This is a genomic window from Bradyrhizobium huanghuaihaiense (assembly GCF_007830635.1).
In the GTDB taxonomy this organism is placed as follows: domain Bacteria; phylum Pseudomonadota; class Alphaproteobacteria; order Rhizobiales; family Xanthobacteraceae; genus Bradyrhizobium; species Bradyrhizobium huanghuaihaiense.
Genome location: NZ_VLLA01000038.1, coordinates 1 through 24,656, shown reverse-complemented (window position 1 = coordinate 24,656; position 24,656 = coordinate 1). Strand labels below are relative to the sequence as shown.

Here is a 24,656-nt window from a genome sequence, read left to right as displayed (position 1 = left end):
CACCGGCGTCGCTCGATGGCGGGAGATCAAACCACAAAGCGCGCATTCAGCATCGGCTTCCAGACATCGATCATCACGGTGTTCGTTTCCGTCGTGCTGATCGTGGGCTTGACACTGGTCTATCTCAGCTTCGAACGCGTGACGGTGATCACGCAGAAGGCAGCCAGCAGCTTCATCGAGAAGGTGGCTCAACTGGGCGCGGACCACGTCGACGAGCAGTTCAAGAATGTTCGCGACAGTCTCGATATCCTGTCCGGCCTGCCGTCGATCCGGGAGGCTGACATCGCCGATAACTCGCGGCTCTACAGCCTGATGGCGGCGATGCTGCGCAACGATCCGCAGCTCTTCAATCTCTATGTGGGCTATGAGGATGGTTCATTCATCGAGATGGACGTGATCGACCGCGCCAGGCCCGCTTTCAGGACAAGCCTGAATGTGGATCAGGATGCGGCCTTCCGCCTTGTAGTGATCTCGCGCACGGCGGGAGCCGCACCGGTGACTCAGTATCTGTCCGAGAACCTCATCCAAGTGGCCGAGGTCGCCGGACCCAGGGATTACGACCCGCGTCAGCGGCCCTGGTATGTCGAGGCATTCAGGAACGACAAGACGCTGCTCACCGGTCCTTACGTCTTCTACGCCACGGGCGAACCCGGCTACACGCTGCGGACGCCGTTGAAGGAGGGACGGCGCGGCGTCGTCGCCGGCGACGTGCTCCTCAACCGATTCGAAGACATGTTGGCGGAGCAGAAGCTCGGGCAGTCGGGACAGGCCTTCCTGCTCGACGGCAGCGAGCGGATCGTTGGCCATCCCGAGATGAACCGCCTGATGGCCGAGATTCCGGAGCGGAAGGACGACTTGCCGGAGGTCGGCGCGCTCAAGCTGCCGGGCCTCGTGCCGGTCATCCGCTCCTGGCGCGAGGGCGGGCCGGCGCAGCAATTCTTCACCGGCGCGTCGGGGCGCACCTATGTCGCCGCGGTCCACAAGCTTGAAACGACGGGCTCCGCCAATGTTCGCCTCGCGATGATCGCTCCGCTCGACGAATTCTACGCGCAGATCATCCGCGAGCGACGCACGCTGTTCATGCTTGCGCTCGCCTTCGTCGGCGCCACGCTACCGTTCGCGTTCTGGCTGGGATCGCTGATGGCCCGGCCGCTGCGCAACATCGTCCAGCAGACCGACGAGATCCAGCGCTTTGAGATCGCGGAGCGGCCGCGTGTTCATTCCGTCATTACCGAGATCGAGGAGCTCGGTCGCTCGGTGTTCACCATGCGCAGCGTGGTCCGCAGTTTTGCCAGCTTCATCCCGCGCCAGATCGTGCGGCAGCTGATCGAGACCGGCTCCTCGCTCAGGCTCGGCGGCGCCAGGCGCGAGGTGACGGTATTGTTCACCGACGTCGCCGATTTCACCGCCAAGACGGAACGGGCCGACCCGTCGCAGGTGATGATCCACACCTCGCGCTACTTCGCCGTGATGTCGGACGAGATCATGCGGCACCAGGGCACGATCGACAAATATATCGGCGATGCCGTGATGGCGTTCTGGAATGCGCCCGCCGATGACCCGGATCACACCGTCAATGCCTGCCGCGCCGTCCTGGCGTGCGTCGTGGCCAATGAAGCGCTCAACAGGGACTTTCGGCGCGAGGGCTGGCCACCCTACGACACGCGCTTCGGCCTCCACGTCGGCGATGCCGTGGTCGGCAATATCGGCTCGAGCGACCGGATGAACTACACCGCGCTCGGTGCCACCATCAATCTGGCCTCGCGGCTGGAAGGGCTGAACAAGAACTACGGCACGCGCGTGCTGGCCAGCGCGGCCGTTCGTGCCCGTGCGGAGCAGGCGTACCTGTTCCGGAGCGTCGACAGCATCAGGCCGAAGGGATTTGCCGAGGCGATCGAGGTCAGCGAGCTGCGTGGCGAACGCGCGCAGGCGAGCGAGGCCGAGATCACGATGTGCCGACGCTGGGACGAGGTTTTCGTGCTGATTGCCAAGGACGGTGCGGGCGAGACGACTCGGGTTCGGCTCGCCGGCTTCCTGGTCGATTATCCCGCGGACGGCATCGCGCAGTTTCACGCCCGGCGGCTCCGCGCGGCGGCCCAGAACCCGGGGGAGGCGGCGTGAGCGCCGGCGCCATCAGCCGCCGACGGTTGCTGCATCGTGGTGCGGCCCTGGCCGCCATGTCGGCGCTGGGCGCACCGGCTCTTGCGCAGGCCCGCAGCAGAATCCGGCTCGGCTATCTCCACGTGGTTGCCGTGGACGGACACATCTGGACCGGCCTCGACCGCGGCTCGTTCGACCGCGAGGGAATTGATTTCGATCTGCACGAGTTCAGCACCGGACCCGAGGTCTTCGAGGCGATGGGGAAGGGGCGGGTCGATGTCGTGTCGGCCGGCGGCGTGATCTCGAACTATCTCGCGCTTGGCCAGGGCCGGGGCTTTCTCATCAACGACATCGAGGTGGCGACCGCGCAGCTTTGGGTCCGGCCGACGCTCGGCGTAAAGACCTTCGCCGACCTCAGGGGGAGACGGATCGCGACGACCACGAAGACGACCGCGCACATCTTTCTCGACAGGGCGCTGCGCGCCAATAACATCAATCCGTCCGAGGTCGAGATCGTCAATCGCCGCATGCCCGCCGCAGTCCAGGCGTTCATCGCCGGCGACGTTCCTGCCGTGGCGCTCTGGGTGCCGTTCAATATCGCCGTGCGCCAGGCACTGCCCGAGGCGATCAAGCTGGTCGATGCGTCCGCCTTCTACCCGCAATCGGCCGTGCTGGGCGGTTGGGCCGCGAGGAGCGATTACTATGCAGAGAACAAGGAGATGCTCAGCCGGATCATCCGGGCCTGGACGGATGCCAACGACCACATGGTTCGTAATCCGGCGGCGGCCGCGGAGACTTTGCAGCGGTCCCACTATCAGCAGTCGGGGCGGGACGACCTCGCCGAGGCCTTCAAGGCGCAGAAGCTGTATTCTCGCGCGAATGGCGCCGCCTCTATTCGGACGGCACTGTCGTGAAGTGGCTCCAGCAGGTCAGCGACTTCTTCATGGCAGATGCTCGGGTCACGAGCCCGGTCCGGGCATCGGACTATTTTGACACGCAGCTCTATCTTTCGACCGTCGCGTAACCCCATACCGCCCGGAGCGGCGGCGGGCGCCCTGTGGATAACTCGCGCCGTGGCCCTGACGGAGGGCAGGGGGCGCATGTCGCAGCCCAGCCTGCTATATATCCGGCCGAATCGCGCCCCAGCGGGGGAGAATTGGCCAGGTTTTTGGGGAGCTGCCCGAGGCCCGGCCGGAAGTCTTTGAAAGTAAAGGCCTAATGGGCAAACGAATAGTTCCGCCGGAAGAGCCGGCCGAAATCCATGAGGTTCCGCTGCGGGAAGCGCTGGAAGAGCGCTATCTCGCCTATGCGCTTTCGACCATCATGCACCGCGCGCTGCCGGACGCGCGCGACGGCCTGAAGCCGGTGCACCGGCGCATCCTCTATGGCATGCGCCTGCTCCGGCTCGATCCCGGCACGGCGTTCAAGAAGTCCGCAAAGATCGTCGGCGACGTGATGGGCTCGTTCCACCCGCACGGCGACCAGGCGATCTACGACGCCATGGTCCGCCTCGCGCAGGATTTCTCCTCGCGCTATCCGCTGGTCGACGGCCAGGGCAATTTCGGCAATATCGACGGCGATAATCCCGCCGCCTACCGCTACACCGAAGCGCGCATGACCGACGTGGCGCGGCTTCTGCTCGAGGGCATCGACGAAGACGGCGTCGAATTCCGCGCCAATTACGACGGCCAGTCGAAAGAGCCCGTCGTGCTGCCCGGCGGCTTTCCGAACCTGCTCGCCAACGGCGCGCAAGGCATCGCGGTCGGTATGGCGACCTCGATCCCGCCGCACAACGCCGCCGAGCTGTGCGATGCCGCGCTGCATCTGATCGAGAAGCCCGACGCGAAGTCGAAGGCGCTGATGAAGTGGGTCAAGGGCCCGGATTTCCCGACCGGCGGCATCTGCGTCGATTCCAAGCAGGCCATTGCTGAAGCCTACACGACCGGCCGCGGTTCGTTCCGCGTCCGCGCCCGCTGGGAGCAGGAGGAGGGCGCGCGTGGCACCTGGGTCATCGTCGTCACCGAGATTCCCTTCCTGGTGCAGAAGTCGCGCCTGATCGAGAAGATCGCCGAGCTGCAGGACCAGAAGAAGCTGCCGCTGGTCGGCGACGTCAGAGACGAGTCGGCTGAAGACGTCCGCATCGTCATCGAGCCGAAGTCGAAGAACGTCGATCCCGCCCTGATGATGGAATCGCTGTTTCGGCTCACCGAGCTCGAGAACAAGATTCCGTTGAACCTCAACGTGCTGATCAAGGGCCGCATCCCCAAGGTGGTGGGGCTCGCGGAGTGCTTGCGCGAATGGCTCGACCATCTGCGCGACGTGCTGATCCGCCGCAGCAACTATCGCAAGACGCAGATCGAGCACCGCCTGGAAGTCCTCGGCGGTCATCTGGTCGCCTATCTGAACCTCGACAAGGTGATCAAGATCATCCGCACCGAGGACGAGCCGAAGCCGGCCTTGATCAAGGCGTTCAAGCTCACCGAGATCCAGGCGGAAGCTATCCTCAATATGCGTTTGCGCAATCTGCGCAGGCTTGAGGAAATGGAGATCCGCAACGAGGACAGGGATCTCCGCAAGGAGCTGAAGGGCATCGAAGGCGTGCTCGCTTCCGAAGCCGAGCAGTGGAAGAAGGTCGGCGAGCAGGTCGGCAAGGTCCGCGACATGTTCGGACCGAAGACGCCGCTCGGCAAGCGCCGCACCACTTTTGCAGATGCGCCCGAGCACGATCTCGCCGCGATGGAAGAAGCCCTCGTCGAGCGGGAGCCGGTGACGGTCGTCGTGTCCGACAAGGGCTGGATCCGCACCATGAAGGGCCATGTCGAGGATCTCTCGGGCCTCGCCTTCAAGCAGGACGACAAGCTCGGCTTCGCCTTCTTCGCGGAGACGACCTCGAAGCTGCTGCTGTTCGCGACCAACGGCAAGTTCTACTCGCTCGACGTCGCGAAGCTTCCGGGCGGTCGCGGTCACGGCGAGCCGATCCGCCTGTTCATCGACCTCGAGCAGGAGGCCGCTCCCGTTGCGCTGTTCGTCAACAAGGGCGGTCGCAAGTTCCTGGTCGCGAGCCATGAGGGCCAGGGCTTCATCGTCAACGAGGATGATTGCGTCGGCACCACCAAGAAGGGCAAGCAGGTCCTCAACGTCGACATGCCGAACGAAGCGCGCACGGTCACCGAGGTGATCGGCGACACCGTCGCGGTCATCGGCGAGAACCGCAAGATGCTGATCTTCCCGCTCGACCAGGTGCCGGAGATGGCCCGCGGCCGTGGCGTGCGCCTGCAGAAGTACAAGGATGGCGGCCTCTCCGACGTCGCCGTGTTCGACGCCAAGGCCGGCCTGACCTGGAAAGACTCTGCTGGCCGCGAGTTCTCCGCGACCATGAAGGAGCTCGCGGAGTGGCAGGGCACCCGCGCCGACGCCGGCCGCCTGCCGCCGAAGGGTTTCCCGAAGTCGAACAAGTTCGGCAAGGTGATCGGGTAGGGCGGCTCTCATGTCCCGGACGCGCCGCAACGCGAGAGCGTTGCTGCGCAGAGCCGGGACCCACGCCACACGGGTACTCTTGGAAACATGGGCCCCGGCTCTGCAGCGCACCGCTGAAGTAGCGCTGCGCTGCGTCCGGGGCACGAGGATGTCGCGCACACCTGTTTCCCCATCGTCATTGCGAGCGTAGCGAAGCAATCCAGACTGCCACCGCGGAAAGATTCTGGATTGCTTCGCTGCGCTCGCAATGACGAGAGGCGATAGCGCTGCTCCCCAACTGACATTGAGTACCCCGCAAACGCTTGGCAGATAGCCACGAGCGCATACGTGCGGGCACGAACATTGCTTTTTCCTGGCGACTGCAAACGGCTGGTCAAAAGGCAAATACACCCCAATGTTCAAATTGAAGGCTTTCATTCCGGCGCTGCTGGGCCTCGCGCTGCTGGCGGCGCCGGCGCATGCGGCGGGCAATGTCGTCGCGGTGCTCGAGGCGGAAATCGTCACGCTCGATCCGCATTTCTCCACGGCCTATATTTCGCGCACGTTCGGCTACATGGTGTTCGACACGCTGTTCGCGAAGGACTCCAAGGGCGACATCAAACCGCAGATGGTGCAGGACTGGAAGGTCTCGGCCGACGGACTGACCTATACGTTCACGCTGCGCGACGGCCTGAAATGGCATGACGGCCAGCCGGTCACGGCGGCCGATTGCGTGGCATCGCTGCGCCGCTGGGGCACGCGCAGCGCGCTCGGCCGCCGCATTTTTGCCATCACGGCTTCGCTCGAGCCGACCGATGCGAAGACCTTCGTGCTGACGCTGAAGGAGCCGTCGGGCCTCGTCATCGACGCGCTCGGCAATCCCGTCAGCCCCGTCGCCTTCATGATGCCCGAACGGGTCGCGAAAACGCCCGGCGACCAGCGCATCACCGAGATCGTCGGCTCCGGTCCGTTCGTCTACAGCAAGGCCGATCACCGCACCGGCGACCGCATGATCCTGAAGAAGTTCGCCGACTATGTGCCGCGTCCCGAAACCGCCGACTTCCTCGCCGGCGGCAAGCGCGTCAACGTCGACACGCTGGAGATCCGCGTCATTCCCGATGGCGCGACCGCCGCGTCGGCGCTGCAGGCCGGCGAAGTCGACTTCATGCAATACGCGCCGTTCGATCTGCTGCCACAGCTGGAGAAGAACTCCCGCGTCAAACTCGTCAACTTCACCGGCGGCAACATGTTCGCGGGCGCCTTTCGTCTCAACGCCGCGTCAAAGCCGTTCGACGATCCCGAGATCCGCCGCGTGCTGTGGAAGCTGGTCGACCAGCGGGAGGTGCTGGATGCGCTCGGCCTGGATGCCAAATACGCCGCGCCGTGCGCGACCTACTTCACCTGCGGCACCACCTATGAGAGCAAGGCCGGCACCGAGGCTGCGGCAAAGCCGTCGATCGAGGCGGCGAAGGCTGCACGGAAGGCGACCAAATATGCCGGCGAGCCCGTCGTCGTCATGGAGGCCAACGATCTCGAAGCGCCGCGCGTCTCGGCGCAGGTGCTGGCCGAGCGGCTGAAGGCTGCCGGCTTCAACGTCGATCTGCAGGTGATGGACTGGGCGAGCGTGCTGGCGCGCCGTGCCAAGAAGGAGGGCTGGAGCGTCTATGGCGTTCACGCCGGCGGTTTTGATCTCGGCTCGCCGCTGACCAACGTCATGGTCGCCTTCAACTGCGCCGACTTCACCGGCTGGCAATGCGATGCGCGCATCACACCTTTGATGGAAGCCTTCGCCAAGGCGCCGGCCGAGGAGGACCGCAAGAAGATCGCGGGCGAGATCCAGAGCGTGATGTACGATCAGGCGCCCGCGATCCCGTGGGGCCAGTTCGCCCAGCCGGCCGCCTATCGCGCGACCTTGCGTGGTCTGATACCGTCAGCCATCCCGGTGTTCTGGAACGTTGAGAAGTAACGCGATGTACGATGTCATTGTTGTCGGCGGCGGTTCCGCCGGCGCCGCTGTGGCCGCAAGGCTCTCCGAAGATCCCGCACGCCGCGTGCTGCTGTTAGAGGCCGGTCTCGACTGGCGCGCTGATGAAGCGCCGTGGGAAGTGAGGACGCCCAATCCGATTCCGATCATCCATAGGCGCGAGTATCAGGAGAAATGGCAGTGGCCCGATCTGCTGACGCGCCGCGTGGCGGAGCAGGAGCCGCGCTTCTACTGGCGCGGCAAGGGGCTTGGCGGCTCATCGATGATGAATGGCCAGATCGCGATCCGCGGCGTTGCTGATGCGTTCGACGAATGGGCGGCCAATGGCTGCACCGGCTGGTCGGCGAAAGAGGTGATGCCGCTATTCTCCGTGATCGAGGACGATCTGGAGTTCGGCGACACCGCAGGTCACGGCCGCGGCGGACCGCTCCCGGTCTACCGTGCGCCGCCCGAAGAGTGGGGCCCGATCGATCGCGGCTTGCGCGATGCTGCGCTGGCCAGCGGCTACCCCTGGTGCGCCGATCTCAACGGCCCTGATGGTGAGGGCGTTGCCTGCTATCCCATCAACAGCCGCAACTTGCGCCGTATCACCACCAACGAGGGCTACCTGGAGCCCGCGCGCGGCCGGGCCAATCTGGAGATCCGCGGCCACGCGCTGGTCGATCGTGTGCTGATCAGCGACGGACGGGCGACCGGCCTCCGCGTCCATTTCGAGGGGCAGGGCACCCACGAGATCAGCGCGCGCCAGATCGTGCTCTGTGCCGGCGCCATCCACAGTCCGGCGATCCTGCTGCGCTCGGGCATTGGACCTGCCGAGGAGCTGAAGGCGATGGGGATCGCGGTCGAGCGCGACCTGCCGGTCGGCCGTCACTTCTTCGACCATCCGCTGTTTCGCGCCACGATCCAGCTCCGCGAAGACCTGCGTCCGACCGATCCGGACACCCGCCATACCAATTGTTGCGTGACCTATTCTTCCAGCCTCGCCAATGGCGGCAAGCGCGACATGATCCTGATCGCGTTCAACCATCGCGGCATCGGCATGCCGGGTGCGATCGGCGCCGGACTGTTCAACGCCTATTCGCGTGGCACGCTCAAGCTGGCCTCGACCGACCCAGCGATCGATCCGGTCGTCGAGGAGAACATGCTGGCCGATCCCCGCGACATGCTGCGCATGATGGATGCGGTGAAGCGCCTTGCCGTGATCACCTCGCAGCCGGCGCTATCAGGCATCGCCGACTGGATCAGGCTGACCGACACCGACTTGACGCTGCCGCAGGCAGCAGCGCTGCCCGATCACGAGCTCGATGCGCTGCTGCGGCGGGAGACCGGCGACATCCAGCACGCCGCCGGCAGCTGCCGCATGAGCGGCGCTGGCGACGCCGATGGTGTGGTCAATCTCGATGGTACCGTGAAAGGGATCAGCGGCCTGCGCGTCGCCGACGCCTCGATCATGCCGTCCGACTGCCGCGCCAACACCCATTTCACCACGGTGGTGATCGGGGAAGCCATTGCGCGGATGATGATGCGGTAGTTATCCCGTCATCCCCGCGCAATGGCTACGCCATAGCGCGGGGGGCACGGTGTGGAGTGCGCTCGCTGTTTCTCCATCGTCATTGCGAGCGGAGCGAAGCAATCCAGAATCTTTCCGCGGAGACAGCCTGGATTGCTTCGCTCCGCTCGCAATGACGGAGCAAGCGGCGAGGCGATTGCTCTCAACTTCCGACGGTGCCGACCAGGCGAGGGCGGCTGCGGCTTGCGCGCGAGGTCTCGGCCGACAGGGCGCGCAGCCATTCGCGGAAGCTGACGATCTCAGGGCAATCGGCGGCGCCTTCGGGCGCGATCAGCCAATCGCCCAGGCCCGATCCTTGGTTGACCCGGTCACAGCGATAGCCGGGATGGTGACCAAGCCCGCGAGCGATCAGCAGATCGACCTTGCCTTCGACGAGCTCGTGCAGGCCGGCCGGCTGCAGCACCCTCAAACCGACGTCCGCATGCGCGTTGCGAAATTCCGCCAAAGCGAGCCGGCGCAAGTCGAAGGTGCCGTGGACGCCCAACTGCAGCAGCAGCGCTCCCGCCGGCTTCAATTGCGCGGTCGCCTCCGCAATGTGGCGAAAGCCTTCGGAGATTCCGGGCAGATAGGCCTGACCGGCCGCGGTCAGGATCAGCTGCTTATGCAGCCGCTCGAACAGCTGCACGCCGAGGCGCGCCTCCAGCGCCTTCACCTGCTGCCCGACGGCGGCAGGCGTCACGTGCAGCTCGTGCGCGGCGAGCTTGAAGCTGAGATGCCGCGCGGCGGCTTCGAAGGCGCGGAGCGCGTTGAGTGGTGGAAGGGCGTATGTCATCGCACCTCAGTTTGACACTGATCGCTTGCGGCCTTGCAATAGATTTTCTTGCGCTGAACCGCAGGAATGATGCTTTGCGCCGCGGCGATGTTGCCGGATACGGTCAGTCTGCAATCCGGAGAACCCCATGCCCCGCCGACTGGATCATCTCGTCATTTGCGTCCGCGATCTCGAACAGGCTGCCCTTGATTGGCAGGCGCTGGGCTTCAAGCTCACGCCGACCGGTGTGCACCCGTTTGGAACCAGCAACCGCCTCGCGCAGTTCGCCGACAATTTTGTGGAGCTGCTGGCCGTCACCGACGATGCGTTGGTGCCAGCAAGCGCACCCGGCCATTTCAGCTTCGCGGCCCACAACCGGGATTTTCTGATGCAGGCCGAAGGCATGTCGATGCTGGTCTTGCACAGCACCGACGCCCATGCCGATGCGGCCCGCTTCAAGGCCGACGGCATCGGCGCCTACGCGCCGTTCGACTTTGGCCGCGATGCGGTGCTGCCTGATGGAGGCACGGCACGCGTCGCGTTTTCCCTGGCCTTCGCCACCGATCCCGCCATGCCCGGAGTAGCGTTCTTCACCTGCCAGCAGCGTCACCCGCCGGAACTATTTTGGAAGCCGGAGTATCAGCGGCACGCCAACGGCGCCGCGCGCGTGATCGAGGTCGTGATGTCGGCCGAGGAGCCGGCGGCGCATCGCGAGTTTTTCGAGCGCCTCATGGAAGGTCCCGCCGAGCTTGCGCCTGGCGGCCTGACGATCGGCGAGAGCGATAACCGGGTCACGCTGCTTGGCCCGTCCGAGCTGAAGCGCCGGTTGCCGGGCCTCGCAAGCAGCTCGTCGCCGCGCTTCTGCGCTGCGCGCCTCGCGGTCGCCGATCTCGATGCGACGCGGCGGGCATTGGAGAGCAACGGCGTCGGCTTCGCGATGACTGGCGGCGTGCTGCTGATCCCGCCCGTCGCCACGCATGGTCTGGCGCTGGAATTCGTCGAGCAGGAGGCAGGCTGACATGGCGCACATCCTCAACCACAATCCCGCAGCGGTCCATCCCCCCGCCGGCGGCTACAGCATGGGCGTTGAGCTCAGTCAGCATCGCCGCCTGCTGTTCGTCAGCGGCCAGGTGCCCGAGGAATCCGACGGCGCGGTGCCAGAGGGATTTGAGGCGCAATGCGAGCAGGCCTGGCGCAACGTCATCGCGGTGCTCGCCGCCGCTGGCCTCGGCGTCGAGCATCTGGTCAAGGTCACGACGTTCCTGACGGACCGGACCCAGGTCGTGCCCAACCGCATCATTCGCCGCACGGTGCTCGGCGAGCACCGGCCCGCGCTGACGGTCGTGATCGTCGAGACCGTGGACAGTAAATGGCTGCTGGAGATCGAGGCAATCGCCGCGGAATGAACCCAAGCCAATCCAGTCAGGTGTCTAATGGTTGAGAGCATCCATCCATTCTACGAGGCGCATCGCGGTGCCATGGAGGCCGCCATGCGCCATCGCCTCGATCTTGCCGAGGCGATGCTGCGGGAACGCGCGCATCTGTCCGATATCGACGGGATCAGGCAGGAGGTGATGGACGAATTCGAGATCGTGCTCACCCAGATGCCCTATGTCGGGGGCGCGGCCAGTCGCATGAGCGATTTCTTCATGCGTCTGATCGGCTTCATGGCGATCAGCCGGGTGCTCCGGCGGCGCGGCGTGCCGCTGCCAGTGATCGGCGAGATCGAGCGGGAAACCTACAAGGCGCAGTTGCTCACCGTCCCGGAAGCGGAACGTCTCGCCGCGGGACGGCAGTTCATGTCGCCTGAGAACCAGGCCCTGCTACGCGAGCAGGCTGCACTGAGCGCGGCGAGCAGCCATCAGGACGCCTTTCCGGAAGACTTCGTCTACGATTTCGTCGAGCCTGGCCCAGGTGACAATTTCGAATTCGGTATCGACTACAAGGCCTGCGGCTTCTGCAAATTCGCGGCGCGCCATGGCGACAAGGACATTCTGCCGAACATTTGCGGGCTTGATTTCGACGCCTATGCAACGCGGGGCATCCGTCTGGAGCGGACACAAACGCTTGCCGGCGGCGCGAGCCACTGCAATTTCCGCTTCTCGCGGCTGCGCTAGGCGGAACAGAGTTGGGCAGTCTGCCGGTCCAACATCGTTGTCATACCCCGGCTTGCCGCCTTCGCTAAAGCTCCGGCGGGCCGAGCACCCTTGTGGCCTTGGCGGAGGCGGGACCGGGGCATCCAGTACGCCGCGGCCCCTCGAACGGTCGACGGGGGCCACGCCCCAGAAGGATCCTCAGATTTCGCAACCGGTCAGATTCAGCGCCTTGAGCAAACCACCAAACGCCTTGAGCCGACAGGGCTCGGTATTGCTGGCGGCCTTTGGACGCTGGAAATTGGCGGTTTGCTTGACAAGGATTGCTCTTGGCTTCGGCTTGGGACGTTCAGCGGTCGCGATCTTCTTCGAATTGTGCCGATGACGGGCGACCGGCTTCGGCTCAGACGAACCAATATGGATGTTTTCCGGGGGAGCAACACGGTCTTCAACCACAGCAGCCGGTGTCGGCATCTCGCTGCTCACAGCAACAATTTCAAGGCGATCAGCCTTCGCCAGCGCGCCATGTGAAGCGGAAATGTCTGTATTTTGGCCGGCGATCGCGGCTGCGCGACGCGGTGGAGCCCTCAGCTCCATGGCCGACAGCATTCCTACGCTCAGCAGGATCAGGAGGCCCAACAACGCCATTCTCAGCATAATGCGCCTCTAACCTACGTTAGCGCTGCTGAAAATTCTCCGCTCCAATAAGGCAACTTGTCGGCGAGCCGCCGACCCACGACGGATCATTTACCGACAGGGTTAACGTCGGTGATGCTCCCTCACACATGCCGAGAATGCTGCCGCTCACGTCCTTCCGGCGGCGAAAATGGAGGCGACGATACGCTCTAAATGACCCCAGCCACCCGCAACACCACGCCCGCCGCGCAGCTGCCGGCCAGCACCGTGAGCATTCCCAGCTTGAAGCGGAAGATCGCGGTCGCGGCCGCGATCGCCAGCACGAGCGCGGGGATGTCGACGCTGGTCAAGACCGGCCGGTCGAAGGCGAAGGGGAAGGCGTGCACCGGCGCGGTTTCGCGGAACAGCGTGTGCAGGGCGAACCAGATCGAGAGGTTGAGGATCACGCCGACGACGGCGGCGGTGATCGCGCTGAGCGCGCCGGCAAGGCCGGTGTTGCCGCGCAGGCGCTCGATATAGGGCGCGCCGACGAAGATCCAGAGGAAGCAGGGCGTGAAGGTGACCCAGGTTGCGAGCAGGCCGCCGAACGTGGCGGCGACCATCGGCGACAGGCCGCTCGGGTCGCGATAGGCCGCCATGAAGCCCACGAACTGCAGCACCATGATCAGCGGGCCCGGCGTGGTCTCGGCCATGCCGAGGCCGTCGAGCATCTCGTGCGGCTTCAGCCAGTGATAATGCTCGACCGCCTGCTGGGCCACATAGGCCAGCACCGCGTAGGCGCCGCCGAAGGTGACGAGCGCCATCTTCGAGAAGAACAGCGCGATCTGGCTGAAGACGTTGGCCTCACCGAACGCGGCGAGCAGGGCGATCACCGGCACCAGCCAGAGCGCCAGCCACAACGCGCCGACGCGGATCGCGCGCCCGGTGTCGGGTTTGATGTGATCGGGCACGGCATCGCCGAGCATGCTGTCGATCACGGCGCTGCTGTCACCATGGCCGTGAGCGGCCGGGGCAAATTCCGGACGACCATGCCGCGCGCCGACATAGCCGATCACGCCGGCGGCGATGATGATGATCGGGAAGGGGACGGCGAAGAAGAAGATCGCGACGAAGGCGATTGCGGCGAGCGCGATCATGATCCGGTTCTTCAGCGCGCGCTTGCCGACACGCACCACGGCCTCGACGACGATGGCGAGCACGGCGGCCTTCAGGCCGAAGAACAGCGCCTCGACGAAGCTGACATTGCCGAAAGCCGCGTAGATGTAGCTCAAGGCCATGATGGCGATGATGCCGGGCAGGATGAACAGCCCGCCCGCCATCAGCCCGCCGGCGGTCCGATGCATCAGCCAGCCGACATAGGTCGCAAGCTGCTGCGCCTCCGGTCCCGGCAGCAGCATGCAATAGTTCAGCGCATGCAGGAAACGGCCTTCGGAGATCCACTTCTTCTCCTCGACGAGGATGCGATGCATCACCGCGATCTGGCCCGCGGGCCCGCCAAAACTCAGGCAGGCGACGCGCAGCCAGACACGGAAAGCCTCGTTGAAGCTGATGCCGTGACCGGCATCAGCTCCCGTTTGAAGGCTGCGGGTATCCATTACGCCTTCACCTTGTTGGTCGGCCAGTTGTGGGTCTCGGCCGTCGCGTCGCGGCACCAGCGGTAGAACGCGTCGTAGAGCGTCATGCCGGCCTCGAGCTGCTCGAGATCGTCATCGTACATCCGCGACAGCCCGAGCGAGGCGGCGAGCAGGCCGGGCGCCTCCGGCGCGAGGTCTGGCCGCGCGGTATCGGCGCCGCGCACCAGCGTCGCGAGGTGGAGCAGGGCCGGCGTCGCGATGCCGAACTCCTCGATCATGACGTCGAAGGTGCAGAGCTCGCCGCGGTGGCTCCAGAACACGTTCTCGATGTCGAAGGGGGCCGCGCCAAAGCGCTCGCCGACCGCGACCACCTCGGACGGTGCGACGTAGAGGAACACCGCATCGGGATCGACGAAGCGGCGGATCAGCCATGGGCAGGCGATGCGGTCGACCTTCGGCCGCGCCCGGGTCACCCAGACGGTGCGTCCCTTGGCGTCGCGCGGCGGCAGCTTGCGGGTATCGAGCAGCGGCAGTTTCGCTGCCTTCCAGCCCTCGAAGCCACCCTCCAGCGTCTCGGCCTCCGCGCCAAGCTGGCGAAGCCAGGCCGCTGTGCCCTGCGCGAGCTTCTCGCCGCGGAAGCACGAGACGACGGCCCGGCGGCCGGCAAATTCGCCGCCCCATTCCGCAACGGTCTCGTGGCTGCGTCTGATGGAGCCTGGGATCAGCCGCCGGTCGGCGGCAAAATCCTCCTCCGTGCGGACGTCGATCAGGACAGGGGCATTGGCCGTGCCGATCAGGCGCGCCAATTTATCGGATGATATGGTCGTGAAAGTAGACATGTTGATGCGTCCTCGCAAAAACTGAACGGGACGCGATACTTGGGCATGTCGCCTCGTGGGGAGATCGCTCAAATCCCCATGGGGTGATTACAGCTAAACTAAGCGGAACTGTCAATCGGCAGGACGATTGGGCCTTAGAAAATTGGGCTTCACCGGTCTATAATGCGCGCCAATAGACCTGAATCCTCTGGAGAATTCGATGCATTCCCACTCCATTGAACAGTGGACGCATGACCACGCCTTCCTGGGCGAGAAGCATGACGAGAACGAGCGGCGCACCTGGCTCGTGGTCGTGCTGACGCTGGTCATGATGGTCGGCGAGATCGTCGCCGGCTCGCTGTTCGGCTCGATGGCGCTTCTGGCCGACGGCTGGCACATGGGCACGCATGCGGCCGCGCTCGGCATCGCTGCCTTCGCCTACCGCTTCGCGCGCCGGCACCTCGGGAATGCGCATTTCACCTTCGGCACCGGCAAGTTCGGCGATCTCGCCGCCTTCTCCAGCGCGATCATCCTCGGACTGATCGCGGTCGAGATCGCCTACGAGAGCGTGCTGCGGCTGATCACGCCGGTGCCGATCGTCTATGGCGAGGCGATCGCGGTGGCCGCGCTGGGGCTGTGCGTCAACCTCGCCAGCGCGTGGCTCTTGCGCGACAGCCACGACCATCACCATCACCATCACGGTCATGATCATGGCCACAGCCATGCGCATCATGATCACGATGAGCACGATCACCACCACCATCATCACGACAACAATCTCCGTGCGGCCTACGTCCACGTCATGGCGGACGCAGCGACCTCGGTGCTGGCGATCGGCGCCCTCGTGGTCGCGATGTATTCGGGCTGGGTCTGGGCTGACCCGGCCGTGGGCCTGATCGGCAGCGTCGTGATCGCGAGCTGGGCGTTCGGCCTGATCAAGTCGTCAGGCGCGGTGCTGCTCGACGTGCGCGCCGACGAGAAGCTGGAGCGGGTGATCCGGGCGCGCATGGAGGTCGGCGAGGACCGCGTCACCGATCTGCATCTCTGGCAGGTCGGCCCCGGCCATTGCGCCGTGCTCGTCTCGGTGGTCTCGGACAAGCCGAAGCAGCCGGCCGTCTACAAGAAGCGGCTCGCCGGGCTGAAGGGCCTCAGCCACATCACGGTCGAGGTCGAGACCTGCCCGCATTGACGTGATCTGCGGAGGCGGAATTCTGCGGCGCGGCCGGGGTTGATCCTCGGTCGCAGCTCCCCAAACGCTTGCCAAGGAGGGACCAAGGATGACGTCCGGGATCAAGCTTGCTTTTGCCGCCGCTGCTCTCACCTTGTTCAGTCATGCAGCGATGGCGCAGTCGGAGAAGACCGGCGTCGAAAGGCTCTACGTCCTCAATTGCGGCGAGGGTACCGCCGGCGACATCTCGCGCTGGACGCCCGGCATCAACGAGGGCAAGACGATGGACTTCGTCGACAGCTGCTACCTCATCAAGCACGCCAAGGGCTGGTTCCTGTGGGACACCGGCATCGCCGATGCCGTCGCGGCCATGCCCAACGGCCTGGCACCGGCCGACCCCAAGGCCGTGACCTGGCGCCGGCCGAAGACGCTGGCCGCCCAGCTCGAGCAGCTCGGCCTCAAGCCCGATGACGTCAAGGCGATGGCGGTTTCGCACACCCATCCGGACCACACCGGCAATGTGGAGCTGTTCCCGCAGGCTATGCTCTACGTGCAGAAGGTCGAATATGACTGGCCCGGCGCCAACAACGAGCCGCGCTTCAAGCCTTCGCATCCGGTCGAACTGCTCGCGGGCGACAAGGATGTGTTCGGCGACGGCAGCGTGACCATCCTGTCGACACCCGGCCACACGCCGGGACATCAGTCGCTGCTGGTGAAATTGCCGAAGACCGGCGCGGTGGTGCTGTCGGGCGATGCCGTGCATTTCAAAGACAATTGGGACAACCGTCGCGTGCCCAGCATGAACGTCAACAAGGACCAGAGCGCGGCCTCGATGCAGAAGATCGCCGACACCCTCGCCAAGGAGAAGGCGCAGCTCTGGATCAACCACGACAAGGCCCAGCGCGACGGCCAGAAGATGGCGCCGGAGTTTTATGATTAGCTCCCGTTAAGCCCCTGTTGCCACACCGGTGGCAGCAGGGCTGTGTTAGCCGCACCCAAAAGCTCCGGGACAGGAGATGGTCGTGGCGGAGTGGCTTGGCGTTGCGATCGCGCTTGTCTCGAGCAGCTTAGGGGGCACGGCGGCGGCGATCACCCGCTATCTCGTCGGCGGCGCCGATCCTATCCTGCTCGCGATCCTGCGCTGGGGGATCGGTTTTCTCTGTCTGCTGCCATGCGCGCTGCTGCTTCGGGTGCGCTGGCCGCAGCGCTCCGACTGGCCGGCGGTGGCGCTGCTCGGCATCTGCTTCTTCGGCCTGTTCTTCATCCTCTACAACATCGCGGTGTCCTACACGACCGCGGCGCGCGCCAGCCTCGCGCTGGCGACGCTGCCGCTCCACACCATGGTGGTCGGCGCGATCCTCGGCGTGGAGCGGCTGACCGCGCGCAAGATCACCGGCGTCGGCATTGCCGTGCTCGGTGTGACGGCAGCGCTCGCGGCGGGCCTGGCGCAAAGTCCGGCCGGCGCGTGGCGGGGTGAGTTGATCATGACCGCAGCCGTGTTCTGCATGGCGTTCTACAACGTGCTGTCGCGGCCGCTGATGCAGCGCTCGAGCGCGCTCGGCTTTCTCACGGTCGGCATGGGCGCGGGCGCCGTGGTGCTGGTGATCGCTGGCTTTGTGAAGGGAAGCTTCGCGGCGCTCGATCATTTCACCACGGCGCAATGGATCGCCGGCGTCTATCTCGGCGCCGGTGGCGGCGCGCTCGCCTTCATCCTCTGGGTCATGGCGCTGGCGCGGGCGACGCCGACCCGCGTCGCCAACACGATGACGGTCAATCCGATCGCCGCCACCTTGCTGGCCGCGCTGCTGATCGGCGAGCCGATCACGGCAAATCTTCTGATTGGGTTGGTCGCCGTCTTCGCCGGCATCTGGATCGCAACCGGCGAGGCGAAGACAAGCTGATCGGCTCCGCGCTGTGCGAAGGTTTGAATGTCGCAGGAGCGTCACGAACGGTTCGCTTCAAACACCGCGTTCGTTGTGCCGGCGAATGCAGGCAGATGCAGAGCGCGATCATTGCCGTGCCTATAGTTTCGGCAAGGCGTCATCGAACACCGAGCAGGCATACCGTTTGGAAAGACGATCATGCTTTTTCCGACACGCGCGCACTTAAGCGGACCTTAAAGAGTCGGCCGATATGCATGCCAGCGTGCATAATTCAACAGGACGGCAAGACTATGCGTAATGCGATCGGACGACGTCAGTTCTTGTGCGGTTGTTGCGCGGTGCTTGGAGCTGCGGTGCTGCCGCGACCAGCGAAAGCCGCAGGCGATCCCGAGATCGTTCCGATCGAGTTTGCGAGCTTTCACGATCAGACGTTCAGCAACGAGTATCTGCAGTTCATGAATGTCACGATCCCGCCCGGACAGATCGCCGCCTATCACCGGCACACCAGGGACTTTGCGCAAGTCTACATGGCGGTCTCGGACGCGGAAGGGACGCCGCTCGGCGGCAAGCCCGCCATCACGCCGCGCAAGGTCGGCGAAGTGCTGTTCACCAACTACACCAAGCAGCCGGTGGTGCATCAGGTTGCCAATGTCGGCACCAGCGATTTCCGGATCATGGGGTTTGAGCTGCTCGACTCTCAGCCGGGCCGCTTCTCGCCGCTGCCTCGCCCCGAGCCCTACGTTTCGGTGATGGACAACCACCGCGTCCAGGCCTGGCGGTTGATCCTGAAGCCGGGCGAGGTTGCGCCGGCGATGCAGCAGGCCGCGCCCGGCGTGCGCATCGTGGTGCAGGGTGGCATGCTGGTCGAGGGTGTGCAGGGCAAGCCGGAGCACAAGCTCAACCTGAAATACGGCGACTTCGCGTGGCAGAATGCGGGCCCGGTCCGGACGATGCGAAACGCAGGGACTTCGACCGTCGAGCTCGTCGAATTCGAACTGAAGTAGGGGACGCGGGTGGGGGCGTGAAGGCTGGCGGGGGCCGGCCTTTTACGTCCGGGGCTTTAATGGGAATGAGGAGCGGGGCGTGTCTATCAAGCGGTCGGGAATTGCCATTGCAGCGCTGATGTCGGGCGTCGTCGTTCTGACCTCGGGCCTTCAACTGAGCGAGCGCTGGAGCGCCTACCAGAACGCCATCGCGGCGCACGCTCTGGAGACTCGTCTGGCTGCCGGCTTCGACGCAGTCGGCAGCCTCACCATCGAGCGCGGCCCCGTCAATCGGGCGCTGCTCGGCAAATCCGCGGCGGACGATGCGGTGCTCAAGGAGTTCGCCGACAATCGCCGCGCCAGCGACGAGGCCTTGGTGAAACTGGAAACGCTGGCCCGCGGCGATGCCGACCTGACGCAGCGGGTCAAGGCCGCCGCGGCGAAGATCGCCGCCGCGCGCGCGGAAGCCGCATCGCACTGGCAGAAGCCGCTGACGGAGCGTCCCGGCGGCGCCGCCGCCAAGGCCATGCGCGACTATGCCGATGCGATGGCGAGCCTGAACGAGCTGCTGGAGTCCGGCATCAAGGCCACAATGCGCCTCAGCACCACGGCGGGAAACCTGCTCGACGTCGCACAGAAGGGGTGGGTGATCCGCCAGACTGCCGGCCAGGTCTCGCTGTTGATTTCGGGGCTGGTGACAGCGGGCCGTCCGGCCACATTGGCGGAACGGGACGAACTCAACGCCGCGATCGGCCAGATGACGCGCCTTTGGGCTGAAATTCTCGACCGCGGCGACGACGTTCAAGCCCCCAAGAACACGCGGGCCAGCGTCGGTGCGGCCAGGGATCGCTACTTCGGTTCGGACAAGCCGCTCCGCGAGGCGCTGATGAAAGCCGCGTTCGACGGCACGCCTTTCGCGGTGTCGGTGGATGAATGGCGCAAGTCGGCGACGGGCGCGAACGCCTCGCTGCTGGGAATCCGCGATGCCGCGCTGCGCGATGCGCAGGCCGTGGCCGAACGGGACGAAGCCGACGGGCTTGGCGGCATCCTGTTCGCCGGCGCGGCCATTCTGGTCGTCCTGGGATTGTCGGCGGCTGCGTCCGTCCTGCTCGTGCGTCACCTGCTCACGCCAATCTCCAGACTGTCGGAGGTGATGACCCGGCTCGCCCGCAACGAGGAAGCCGAGGTGCCCTTCGCTGCCCGCAAGGACGAGATCGGCGGCATGGCGCTCGCGGTGCAGGTCTTCAAGGAGGCCATGATCACCACCAATCGACTGGCTGGCGAGCAGGCGGCCGAGCGGATCGTCAAGGAGAAGCGTGCGGCGCGTCTCGAAGGCCTGGTCAGCGATTTCGAGGCAAAGGCGGGGGCCATGGTGGCACTGCTGGCGTCGGGGGCAACCGAGCTCGAGACGACCGCGCGTTCGATGTCCTCGACCGCGACGCAGACCAAGGGGCAGGCGACGACCGTCGCTGCCGCAGCCGAGGAAGCGAGCGTGGGCGCGAGCACGGTTGCCTCTGCGGCCGAGGAGCTGACGGCCTCGATCGGTGAGATCAGCCGCCAGGTCGCGCAATCCTCGACCATCACCGGGCGCGCGGTGGCCGACGCGCAGCGCACCGACAAGATCGTGCAGACATTGGCCGAGGGCGCCGAGAAGATCGGCGAGGTCGTGACCCTGATCCAGGCCATCGCCGCTCAAACCAACCTGTTGGCCTTGAACGCGACGATCGAGGCGGCGCGGGCGGGGGAGGCCGGGAGAGGCTTTGCCGTGGTCGCCTCAGAGGTGAAGATGCTGGCGAACCAGACGGCATCGGCAACAGCGGAGATCGGCGCCCAGATCGCGCAAATCCAGGCGGCCACCAAGGAGGCTGTCGACGCGATCCGCGGCATCAGCGGGACGATCGAAGAGGTCAGCTCGATCTCGAGCGTGATCGCGACGGCAGTCCAGGCGCAAGGCGTGGCAACGGCGGAAATTGCCCGCAACGTTCAACAGACGTCGCAATCGGTGAAGGACGTGACGGCGAATATCAGCGGCGTAAGCAAGGCGGCCACGGAAACGGGTGTCGCGGCAAGCGAGGTGCTGAGCGCGGCGGACGGCCTGTCGCGACAGGCCGAGCAGCTGACGAGCGAAGTGGGCAGCTTTGTCGAGGACGTCCGGGCCGCCTAAAGCGCGATGTGCTTTAGCGCGGCGCCGTCACCGGAGGCGGGCTCGCCTCCGGCGTCTTCTTCGGCTTCAGCGAGCCGGCATAGAACGAGACCAGCCACACCAGCAGGAGGGCGAGGAGATAGACGCCCCAGGCCTGCGGCGGCGTGGTCGCCCAGCGCAAAAGGCCCTTGAATGTGCGCGGCGGATTGTTGTCGTCGGTCATGGCCCGCTTGTGCGCGAAAGCGGCGGTGTGGTCAATCCGGCCGCCGCTCGGCGCGGATCAGGAACAGCGCCGCCAGCGCCGAGAGGCTGAGCGCGGAGGAGACGATCAGCACCTTGGCGCCCATGACGTCGATGAGCAGGCCGAACACCAGCGGCGCCACCGCCTGCGCCATCCGCGCCGGCGCGCCGATGATGCCGAGGCGGTAGCCGAAATCCTTGGGGCCGAAGATCGAAAGTGGCAGCGTGCCGCGGGCGATCGTCAGGATGCCGTTGCCGGAGCCGTGGAACAGGGCAAAGGCGCTCGCGGCGGCACCGCCAAAGATGGCTATGACCGCAGCGCCGATCGGATGGGTGAGGCAGGCGAGCCGCGTCGACCACAGCGGATGAAAGCGGCTCAGGACGCTCGCTTCGAGGATGCGCGCCACCACCTGCGCCGGGCCGATCAGCGCGCCGGCCGCGATCGCCTCGACATGGCTCGCGCCCGTTGCCTCGACGATGCGCGGAAAATGCACCGCCATCGCCCCAGTAACGGTCCAGACCGCGGCGAAGACGAAGGCGAGCAGGAGCATGGTGCGGTCGAGCGGCACATGCGGCTTCTCGGCCGTCGCCGCCGCCTGCCTCGCGCCTTTGATCGTGGGCAGCATGAAGAAATTGAGGGGCAGGCCGATCAGGATGTTGGCGGCGGCCCAGGCAAAGCAGGTCTCGCGCCAGCCGATATGGGCGAGGCCCCAGGCGGTGAGCGGCCAGCCGACCGTGGAGGCAAAGCCCGCCATCAGCGTGATGCCGGTGATGGGCCGGCGCGCCTCGGTGCCGTAGATGCGCCCCAGAGCAGCGAAGGCGGCATCATAGAGGCCCATCGCCATGCCGATGCCGAGCACGAGCCAGGCGATCGCCATCACCAGGACGGATTGCGACAACCCAAGGAGTACGAGGCCGGCGGCAATCGTCAGGTTGGAAATCGACAGCACCTGCCGTCCGCCGACGAGATCGATCTGCCGCCCGATGCGCGGGCCGAGCATCGCCGAGATCACCAGCGAGGCCGAGAACGCGCCAAAAATCCAGTTGGAGGAGATGCCGAGGTCGTGCGCCATGGGATCGGCGAGCAACGCCGGCAGATAATAGCTGGACGCCCAGGCCAGTGTCTGCGTGGTGCCGAGCGCCAGGATGATCGGAAGCTGGCGCTGGCTCATATTCCTGTATTTCTGGTCGGCGGTGTCATTGGTTCCATTTGCAGCCGGCCATGACAGCGCGTCAACAGCACCTGCGGCATATTCGACCTGCTGCGGGCGGGTGCCTTGGCGCGCCACGTTCGCGCGGCCTTCCGCTCGTCACGAATGCACGCCATAATGGCGTATGCAATTGACCTCGCGCCTCGCGCTGATGAACTGGCTGACCGGCCAGGGGCTCACGGGCCTGCCCGAAAATGAACTGCTCCGCGGCTTCTGCGAGCGCTGTCGCGCCGAGGGCCTGGAACTCTCGCGCGCGCTGGTCGTCATCGACACGCTGCATCCGATCTATGAGGGGCGCGGCTTCCGCTGGAGCGACCGGCAGAGCAACGAGAGCGAAATGTTCGAATACGGCTCGACCGCCGAGGGCGACGCCGCCAAGAGCTGGCGCCGCTCGGTGTTCTTCCACATGCTCGAGCACGGCCACGACGAAATGGTGATCGATCTGGCCGACGCACCGTCGCTGGATTTCTCGCAGATCGGCGAACTCGCCGAGAAGGGCCACAAGCATTATCTCGCCTTCGTGCATCGCTTCGGTGAGAACGGCGCGCTCGGCCTGATGGACTGCCTCTATTCCTGCTGGACCACACGCCGCGACAGCGGCTTCAGCGCAGCCGAGCTGGAGTCCCTGCGCGATCTCGTGCCGGTGCTGGGGCTTGCGATCAAGTCCGCGCAGCAGGTCGACATCGCGCGCACCTTGGGGCGCGTCTATCTTGGCCGCGGCGCCTCGGAGCAGGTGCTGGGCGGCCGCATCTCGCGCGGCGTCACCGAGCGCATCAACGCCGTGCTGTGGTATTCGGATTTGCGCGGCTCGACCGGGATCAGCGAGAGCATCGGTCCGGACGAGATCATCCCGTTCCTCAACGACTATGCGCAGGCCGTGATCGATGCGATCCACGACGCCGGCGGCGACGTCCTGAAGCTGATCGGCGACGGCGTGCTGGCGATGTTCACCGGCGAGGACATGGCGCATGCGCGGCGTGCGGCGCTCCGTGCCGAGCATCTGTTCCGCCAGAACGTCGCGGCGCTGAACGCGCGCCGGGCGGCCGACGGCCGTCCCACCACATCCGCCTATATCGGCCTGCATGTCGGCGAGGTCTTCTACGGCAATATCGGCAGCGAGGACCGGCTCGATTTCACGGTGGTGGGCCCGACCGTGAACGAGGTCAGCCGCATCGCCTCGATGAGCCGCTCGGTCGATCGCGAGCTGCTCGCGTCGGCGGAGTTCTACAAGGGTCTCGACGCCGCCGGCCGCCGCTATCTCGTCTCCACCGGCCGCTACGCGCTGCGCGGCATCGGCCGCGCGCAGGACCTCTACACGCTCGATCCCGATGTCGACGCGAGCGAGCCGGTGACGGGGAGCTATGAGCGGTACCTGGCGGCCAATTAGGGTGCGGGGCGCTCAGCTATCGCGCCTGCCTGACTAGAGTTTGGATCGGAAACTCTCGACCATCGAGCGGAACTCCGGCAGGGCCTCGTCAAAGCGCTCTTGCGGCGCCATGCCCATCAGCAGAAAGGGATGTCCCGACGGATAGAGGGCGACGACGAAGTAGCGAAGCGGCCGGCCGCTCGACTGCTTGCCCTCTGCGAGATATTCGAAACCGGGCATCCCTGATATCTGTAGCGGCTTCGAACTCAGGATCACCTTGTCGGTGATGGCTTTCGACATAAGGAACTGCTGTTCGCCGAAGGCCTGTTGATCGGACGGCGCAATGATCCCAGAGCTGGCCCCGCAAATTCGGACAGTAGCTTGAGTGGATTTTCTGCCTGACAGCGGCGAGGATTCTTGCTGCGAATCAGGAGCGAAGATGACGAAGAAGAGCCGCCGGACGCATTCTCCGGCATTCAAGGCGAAGGTTGCTTTGGCTGCGGTCAAAGGAGACAAGACACTGGCGGAGCTGGCGCAACTGTTTGATGTTCATCCGAACCAGATCACGATCTGGAAAAACCAGCTCCTGGAAGGCGCCGCCGGCGTGTTTGGGCATGACAAGACATCGGCCGAGACGCCGGTCGATTTGAAGGCGTTGCATGCCAAGATCGGCGAGCTGG

At 65.4% G+C, this 24,656-nt stretch carries 21 protein-coding genes and 1 pseudogene; 15 read left to right on the top strand and 7 right to left on the bottom strand.

From position 1 onward, the window contains the following. The first annotated feature begins 15 nt into the window (after positions 1-15). The 5 genes and pseudogenes from IQ16_RS39985 to IQ16_RS39960 all read left to right on the top strand — a co-directional run bounded on the left by IQ16_RS39985 (position 16) and on the right by IQ16_RS39960 (position 9,071). Positions 16-2,121: an adenylate/guanylate cyclase domain-containing protein gene (locus IQ16_RS39985; protein ID WP_018644589.1), complete on the top strand. Its 2,106-nt coding sequence runs from the start codon at positions 16-18 to the stop codon at positions 2,119-2,121. A gap of 56 nt (positions 2,122-2,177) precedes the next feature. Then, a pseudogene (locus IQ16_RS39980) lies at positions 2,178-3,124 on the top strand (ABC transporter substrate-binding protein). A 194-nt stretch (positions 3,125-3,318) separates the two neighbouring features. Further along, positions 3,319-5,577: a DNA topoisomerase IV subunit A gene (parC, locus tag IQ16_RS39975; protein WP_018644591.1), complete on the top strand. Its 2,259-nt coding sequence runs from the start codon at positions 3,319-3,321 to the stop codon at positions 5,575-5,577. Positions 5,578-5,971: 394 nt separating this feature from the next. Next, a complete protein-coding gene (locus tag IQ16_RS39965) occupies positions 5,972-7,522 on the top strand; it encodes an ABC transporter substrate-binding protein (RefSeq protein ID WP_018644592.1) in 1,551 nt (516 codons plus the stop codon). Positions 7,523-7,526: 4 nt separating this feature from the next. Continuing rightward, the gene (locus IQ16_RS39960; RefSeq protein ID WP_145832152.1) at positions 7,527-9,071 is read left to right on the top strand and encodes a GMC family oxidoreductase; all 1,545 of its coding nucleotides are present in this window, start codon (positions 7,527-7,529) and stop codon (positions 9,069-9,071) included. A 181-nt stretch (positions 9,072-9,252) separates the two neighbouring features. Here the strand turns inward: IQ16_RS39960 and IQ16_RS39955 are convergent, their stop codons facing one another. Beyond that, complete coding sequence (locus IQ16_RS39955) at positions 9,253-9,882, bottom strand: LysR family transcriptional regulator (RefSeq protein WP_018644596.1); 630 nt, start codon at positions 9,880-9,882, stop codon at positions 9,253-9,255. A 127-nt stretch (positions 9,883-10,009) separates the two neighbouring features. Between IQ16_RS39955 and IQ16_RS39950 the strand changes: the two genes are divergently transcribed. The 3 genes from IQ16_RS39950 to IQ16_RS39940 are packed head-to-tail and all read left to right on the top strand — an operon-like array spanning position 10,010 to position 11,978. Next, the gene (locus IQ16_RS39950; protein WP_018644598.1) at positions 10,010-10,879 is read left to right on the top strand and encodes a VOC family protein; all 870 of its coding nucleotides are present in this window, start codon (positions 10,010-10,012) and stop codon (positions 10,877-10,879) included. Position 10,880: 1 nt separating this feature from the next. Next, positions 10,881-11,267 carry a RidA family protein gene (locus tag IQ16_RS39945; protein WP_018644599.1) on the top strand — a complete coding sequence of 129 codons (387 nt, stop codon included), beginning with the start codon at positions 10,881-10,883 and terminating at the stop codon, positions 11,265-11,267. Between the two features lie 27 nt (positions 11,268-11,294). After that, positions 11,295-11,978 (top strand): L-2-amino-thiazoline-4-carboxylic acid hydrolase, encoded by a 684-nt coding sequence (locus IQ16_RS39940; protein WP_018644600.1) that lies wholly within the window; start codon positions 11,295-11,297, stop codon positions 11,976-11,978. A gap of 177 nt (positions 11,979-12,155) precedes the next feature. Here IQ16_RS39940 and IQ16_RS39935 read toward each other — a convergent pair whose 3' ends face one another. The 3 genes from IQ16_RS39935 to IQ16_RS39925 all read right to left on the bottom strand — a co-directional run bounded on the left by IQ16_RS39935 (position 12,156) and on the right by IQ16_RS39925 (position 15,003). Next, the gene (locus IQ16_RS39935; RefSeq protein WP_018644601.1) at positions 12,156-12,611 is read right to left on the bottom strand and encodes a hypothetical protein; all 456 of its coding nucleotides are present in this window, start codon (positions 12,609-12,611) and stop codon (positions 12,156-12,158) included. Positions 12,612-12,799: 188 nt separating this feature from the next. Then, positions 12,800-14,185, bottom strand: coding sequence for a chromate efflux transporter (chrA, locus tag IQ16_RS39930; RefSeq protein WP_018644602.1), 1,386 nt, complete (start codon positions 14,183-14,185; stop codon positions 12,800-12,802). Further along, the gene (locus IQ16_RS39925) at positions 14,185-15,003 is read right to left on the bottom strand and encodes a chromate resistance protein ChrB domain-containing protein (RefSeq protein WP_018644603.1); all 819 of its coding nucleotides are present in this window, start codon (positions 15,001-15,003) and stop codon (positions 14,185-14,187) included. Before IQ16_RS39925 ends, chrA begins: the two co-directional genes overlap by 1 nt. A gap of 199 nt (positions 15,004-15,202) precedes the next feature. Between IQ16_RS39925 and dmeF the strand changes: the two genes are divergently transcribed. The 5 genes from dmeF to IQ16_RS39900 all read left to right on the top strand — a co-directional run bounded on the left by dmeF (position 15,203) and on the right by IQ16_RS39900 (position 21,180). Beyond that, positions 15,203-16,171: a CDF family Co(II)/Ni(II) efflux transporter DmeF gene (gene dmeF, locus IQ16_RS39920; RefSeq protein ID WP_018644604.1), complete on the top strand. Its 969-nt coding sequence runs from the start codon at positions 15,203-15,205 to the stop codon at positions 16,169-16,171. Positions 16,172-16,259: 88 nt separating this feature from the next. Further along, positions 16,260-17,090 carry an N-acyl homoserine lactonase family protein gene (locus IQ16_RS39915; RefSeq protein WP_018644605.1) on the top strand — a complete coding sequence of 277 codons (831 nt, stop codon included), beginning with the start codon at positions 16,260-16,262 and terminating at the stop codon, positions 17,088-17,090. 82 nt (positions 17,091-17,172) lie between these two features. Further along, the gene (locus tag IQ16_RS39910; protein ID WP_026312238.1) at positions 17,173-18,051 is read left to right on the top strand and encodes a DMT family transporter; all 879 of its coding nucleotides are present in this window, start codon (positions 17,173-17,175) and stop codon (positions 18,049-18,051) included. A 335-nt stretch (positions 18,052-18,386) separates the two neighbouring features. After that, the gene (locus IQ16_RS39905) at positions 18,387-19,037 is read left to right on the top strand and encodes a hypothetical protein (protein WP_018644607.1); all 651 of its coding nucleotides are present in this window, start codon (positions 18,387-18,389) and stop codon (positions 19,035-19,037) included. Between the two features lie 79 nt (positions 19,038-19,116). Next, a complete protein-coding gene (locus tag IQ16_RS39900; RefSeq protein ID WP_035666905.1) occupies positions 19,117-21,180 on the top strand; it encodes a methyl-accepting chemotaxis protein in 2,064 nt (687 codons plus the stop codon). A gap of 13 nt (positions 21,181-21,193) precedes the next feature. Here the strand turns inward: IQ16_RS39900 and IQ16_RS39895 are convergent, their stop codons facing one another. Both IQ16_RS39895 and IQ16_RS39890 read right to left on the bottom strand, forming a co-directional pair. After that, a complete protein-coding gene (locus IQ16_RS39895) occupies positions 21,194-21,382 on the bottom strand; it encodes a hypothetical protein (protein ID WP_018644609.1) in 189 nt (62 codons plus the stop codon). 31 nt (positions 21,383-21,413) lie between these two features. Further along, complete coding sequence (locus IQ16_RS39890) at positions 21,414-22,571, bottom strand: MFS transporter (protein WP_026312240.1); 1,158 nt, start codon at positions 22,569-22,571, stop codon at positions 21,414-21,416. Between the two features lie 163 nt (positions 22,572-22,734). Here IQ16_RS39890 and IQ16_RS39885 point away from each other — a divergent pair, with 163 nt between their 5' ends. Further along, a complete protein-coding gene (locus IQ16_RS39885) occupies positions 22,735-23,997 on the top strand; it encodes an adenylate/guanylate cyclase domain-containing protein (RefSeq protein ID WP_018644611.1) in 1,263 nt (420 codons plus the stop codon). Between the two features lie 33 nt (positions 23,998-24,030). On the opposite strand, the gene IQ16_RS39880 is transcribed toward IQ16_RS39885, so the two are convergent. Further along, the gene (locus tag IQ16_RS39880) at positions 24,031-24,276 is read right to left on the bottom strand and encodes a hypothetical protein (RefSeq protein WP_145832151.1); all 246 of its coding nucleotides are present in this window, start codon (positions 24,274-24,276) and stop codon (positions 24,031-24,033) included. A gap of 139 nt (positions 24,277-24,415) precedes the next feature. On the opposite strand from IQ16_RS39880, the gene IQ16_RS39875 reads away from it, so the two are divergent. Beyond that, positions 24,416-24,656: transposase (locus IQ16_RS39875; protein ID WP_145832154.1), on the top strand; the 241-nt coding region annotated here is incomplete at its 3' end.

Bases quoted from the DNA above. Each gene is read 5' to 3' on its own strand.
- IQ16_RS39985 (WP_018644589.1), top strand. From the start codon at position 16: ATGGCGGGAGATCAAACCACAAAGCGCGCATTCAGCATCGGCTTCCAG.
- IQ16_RS39940 (WP_018644600.1), top strand. From the start codon at position 11,295: ATGGTTGAGAGCATCCATCCATTCTACGAGGCGCATCGCGGTGCCATG.
- IQ16_RS39935 (WP_018644601.1), bottom strand. From the start codon at position 12,611: ATGCTGAGAATGGCGTTGTTGGGCCTCCTGATCCTGCTGAGCGTAGGA.
- IQ16_RS39960 (WP_145832152.1), top strand. From the start codon at position 7,527: ATGTACGATGTCATTGTTGTCGGCGGCGGTTCCGCCGGCGCCGCTGTG.
- IQ16_RS39880 (WP_145832151.1), bottom strand. From the start codon at position 24,276: ATGTCGAAAGCCATCACCGACAAGGTGATCCTGAGTTCGAAGCCGCTA.
- IQ16_RS39955 (WP_018644596.1), bottom strand. From the start codon at position 9,882: ATGACATACGCCCTTCCACCACTCAACGCGCTCCGCGCCTTCGAAGCC.
- IQ16_RS39965 (WP_018644592.1), top strand. From the start codon at position 5,972: ATGTTCAAATTGAAGGCTTTCATTCCGGCGCTGCTGGGCCTCGCGCTG.
- IQ16_RS39915 (WP_018644605.1), top strand. From the start codon at position 16,260: ATGACGTCCGGGATCAAGCTTGCTTTTGCCGCCGCTGCTCTCACCTTG.
- IQ16_RS39885 (WP_018644611.1), top strand. From the start codon at position 22,735: ATGCAATTGACCTCGCGCCTCGCGCTGATGAACTGGCTGACCGGCCAG.
- chrA (WP_018644602.1), bottom strand. From the start codon at position 14,185: ATGGATACCCGCAGCCTTCAAACGGGAGCTGATGCCGGTCACGGCATC.
- parC (WP_018644591.1), top strand. From the start codon at position 3,319: ATGGGCAAACGAATAGTTCCGCCGGAAGAGCCGGCCGAAATCCATGAG.
- IQ16_RS39945 (WP_018644599.1), top strand. From the start codon at position 10,881: ATGGCGCACATCCTCAACCACAATCCCGCAGCGGTCCATCCCCCCGCC.
- IQ16_RS39950 (WP_018644598.1), top strand. From the start codon at position 10,010: ATGCCCCGCCGACTGGATCATCTCGTCATTTGCGTCCGCGATCTCGAA.
- IQ16_RS39890 (WP_026312240.1), bottom strand. From the start codon at position 22,571: ATGAGCCAGCGCCAGCTTCCGATCATCCTGGCGCTCGGCACCACGCAG.
- IQ16_RS39925 (WP_018644603.1), bottom strand. From the start codon at position 15,003: ATGTCTACTTTCACGACCATATCATCCGATAAATTGGCGCGCCTGATC.
- dmeF (WP_018644604.1), top strand. From the start codon at position 15,203: ATGCATTCCCACTCCATTGAACAGTGGACGCATGACCACGCCTTCCTG.
- IQ16_RS39895 (WP_018644609.1), bottom strand. From the start codon at position 21,382: ATGACCGACGACAACAATCCGCCGCGCACATTCAAGGGCCTTTTGCGC.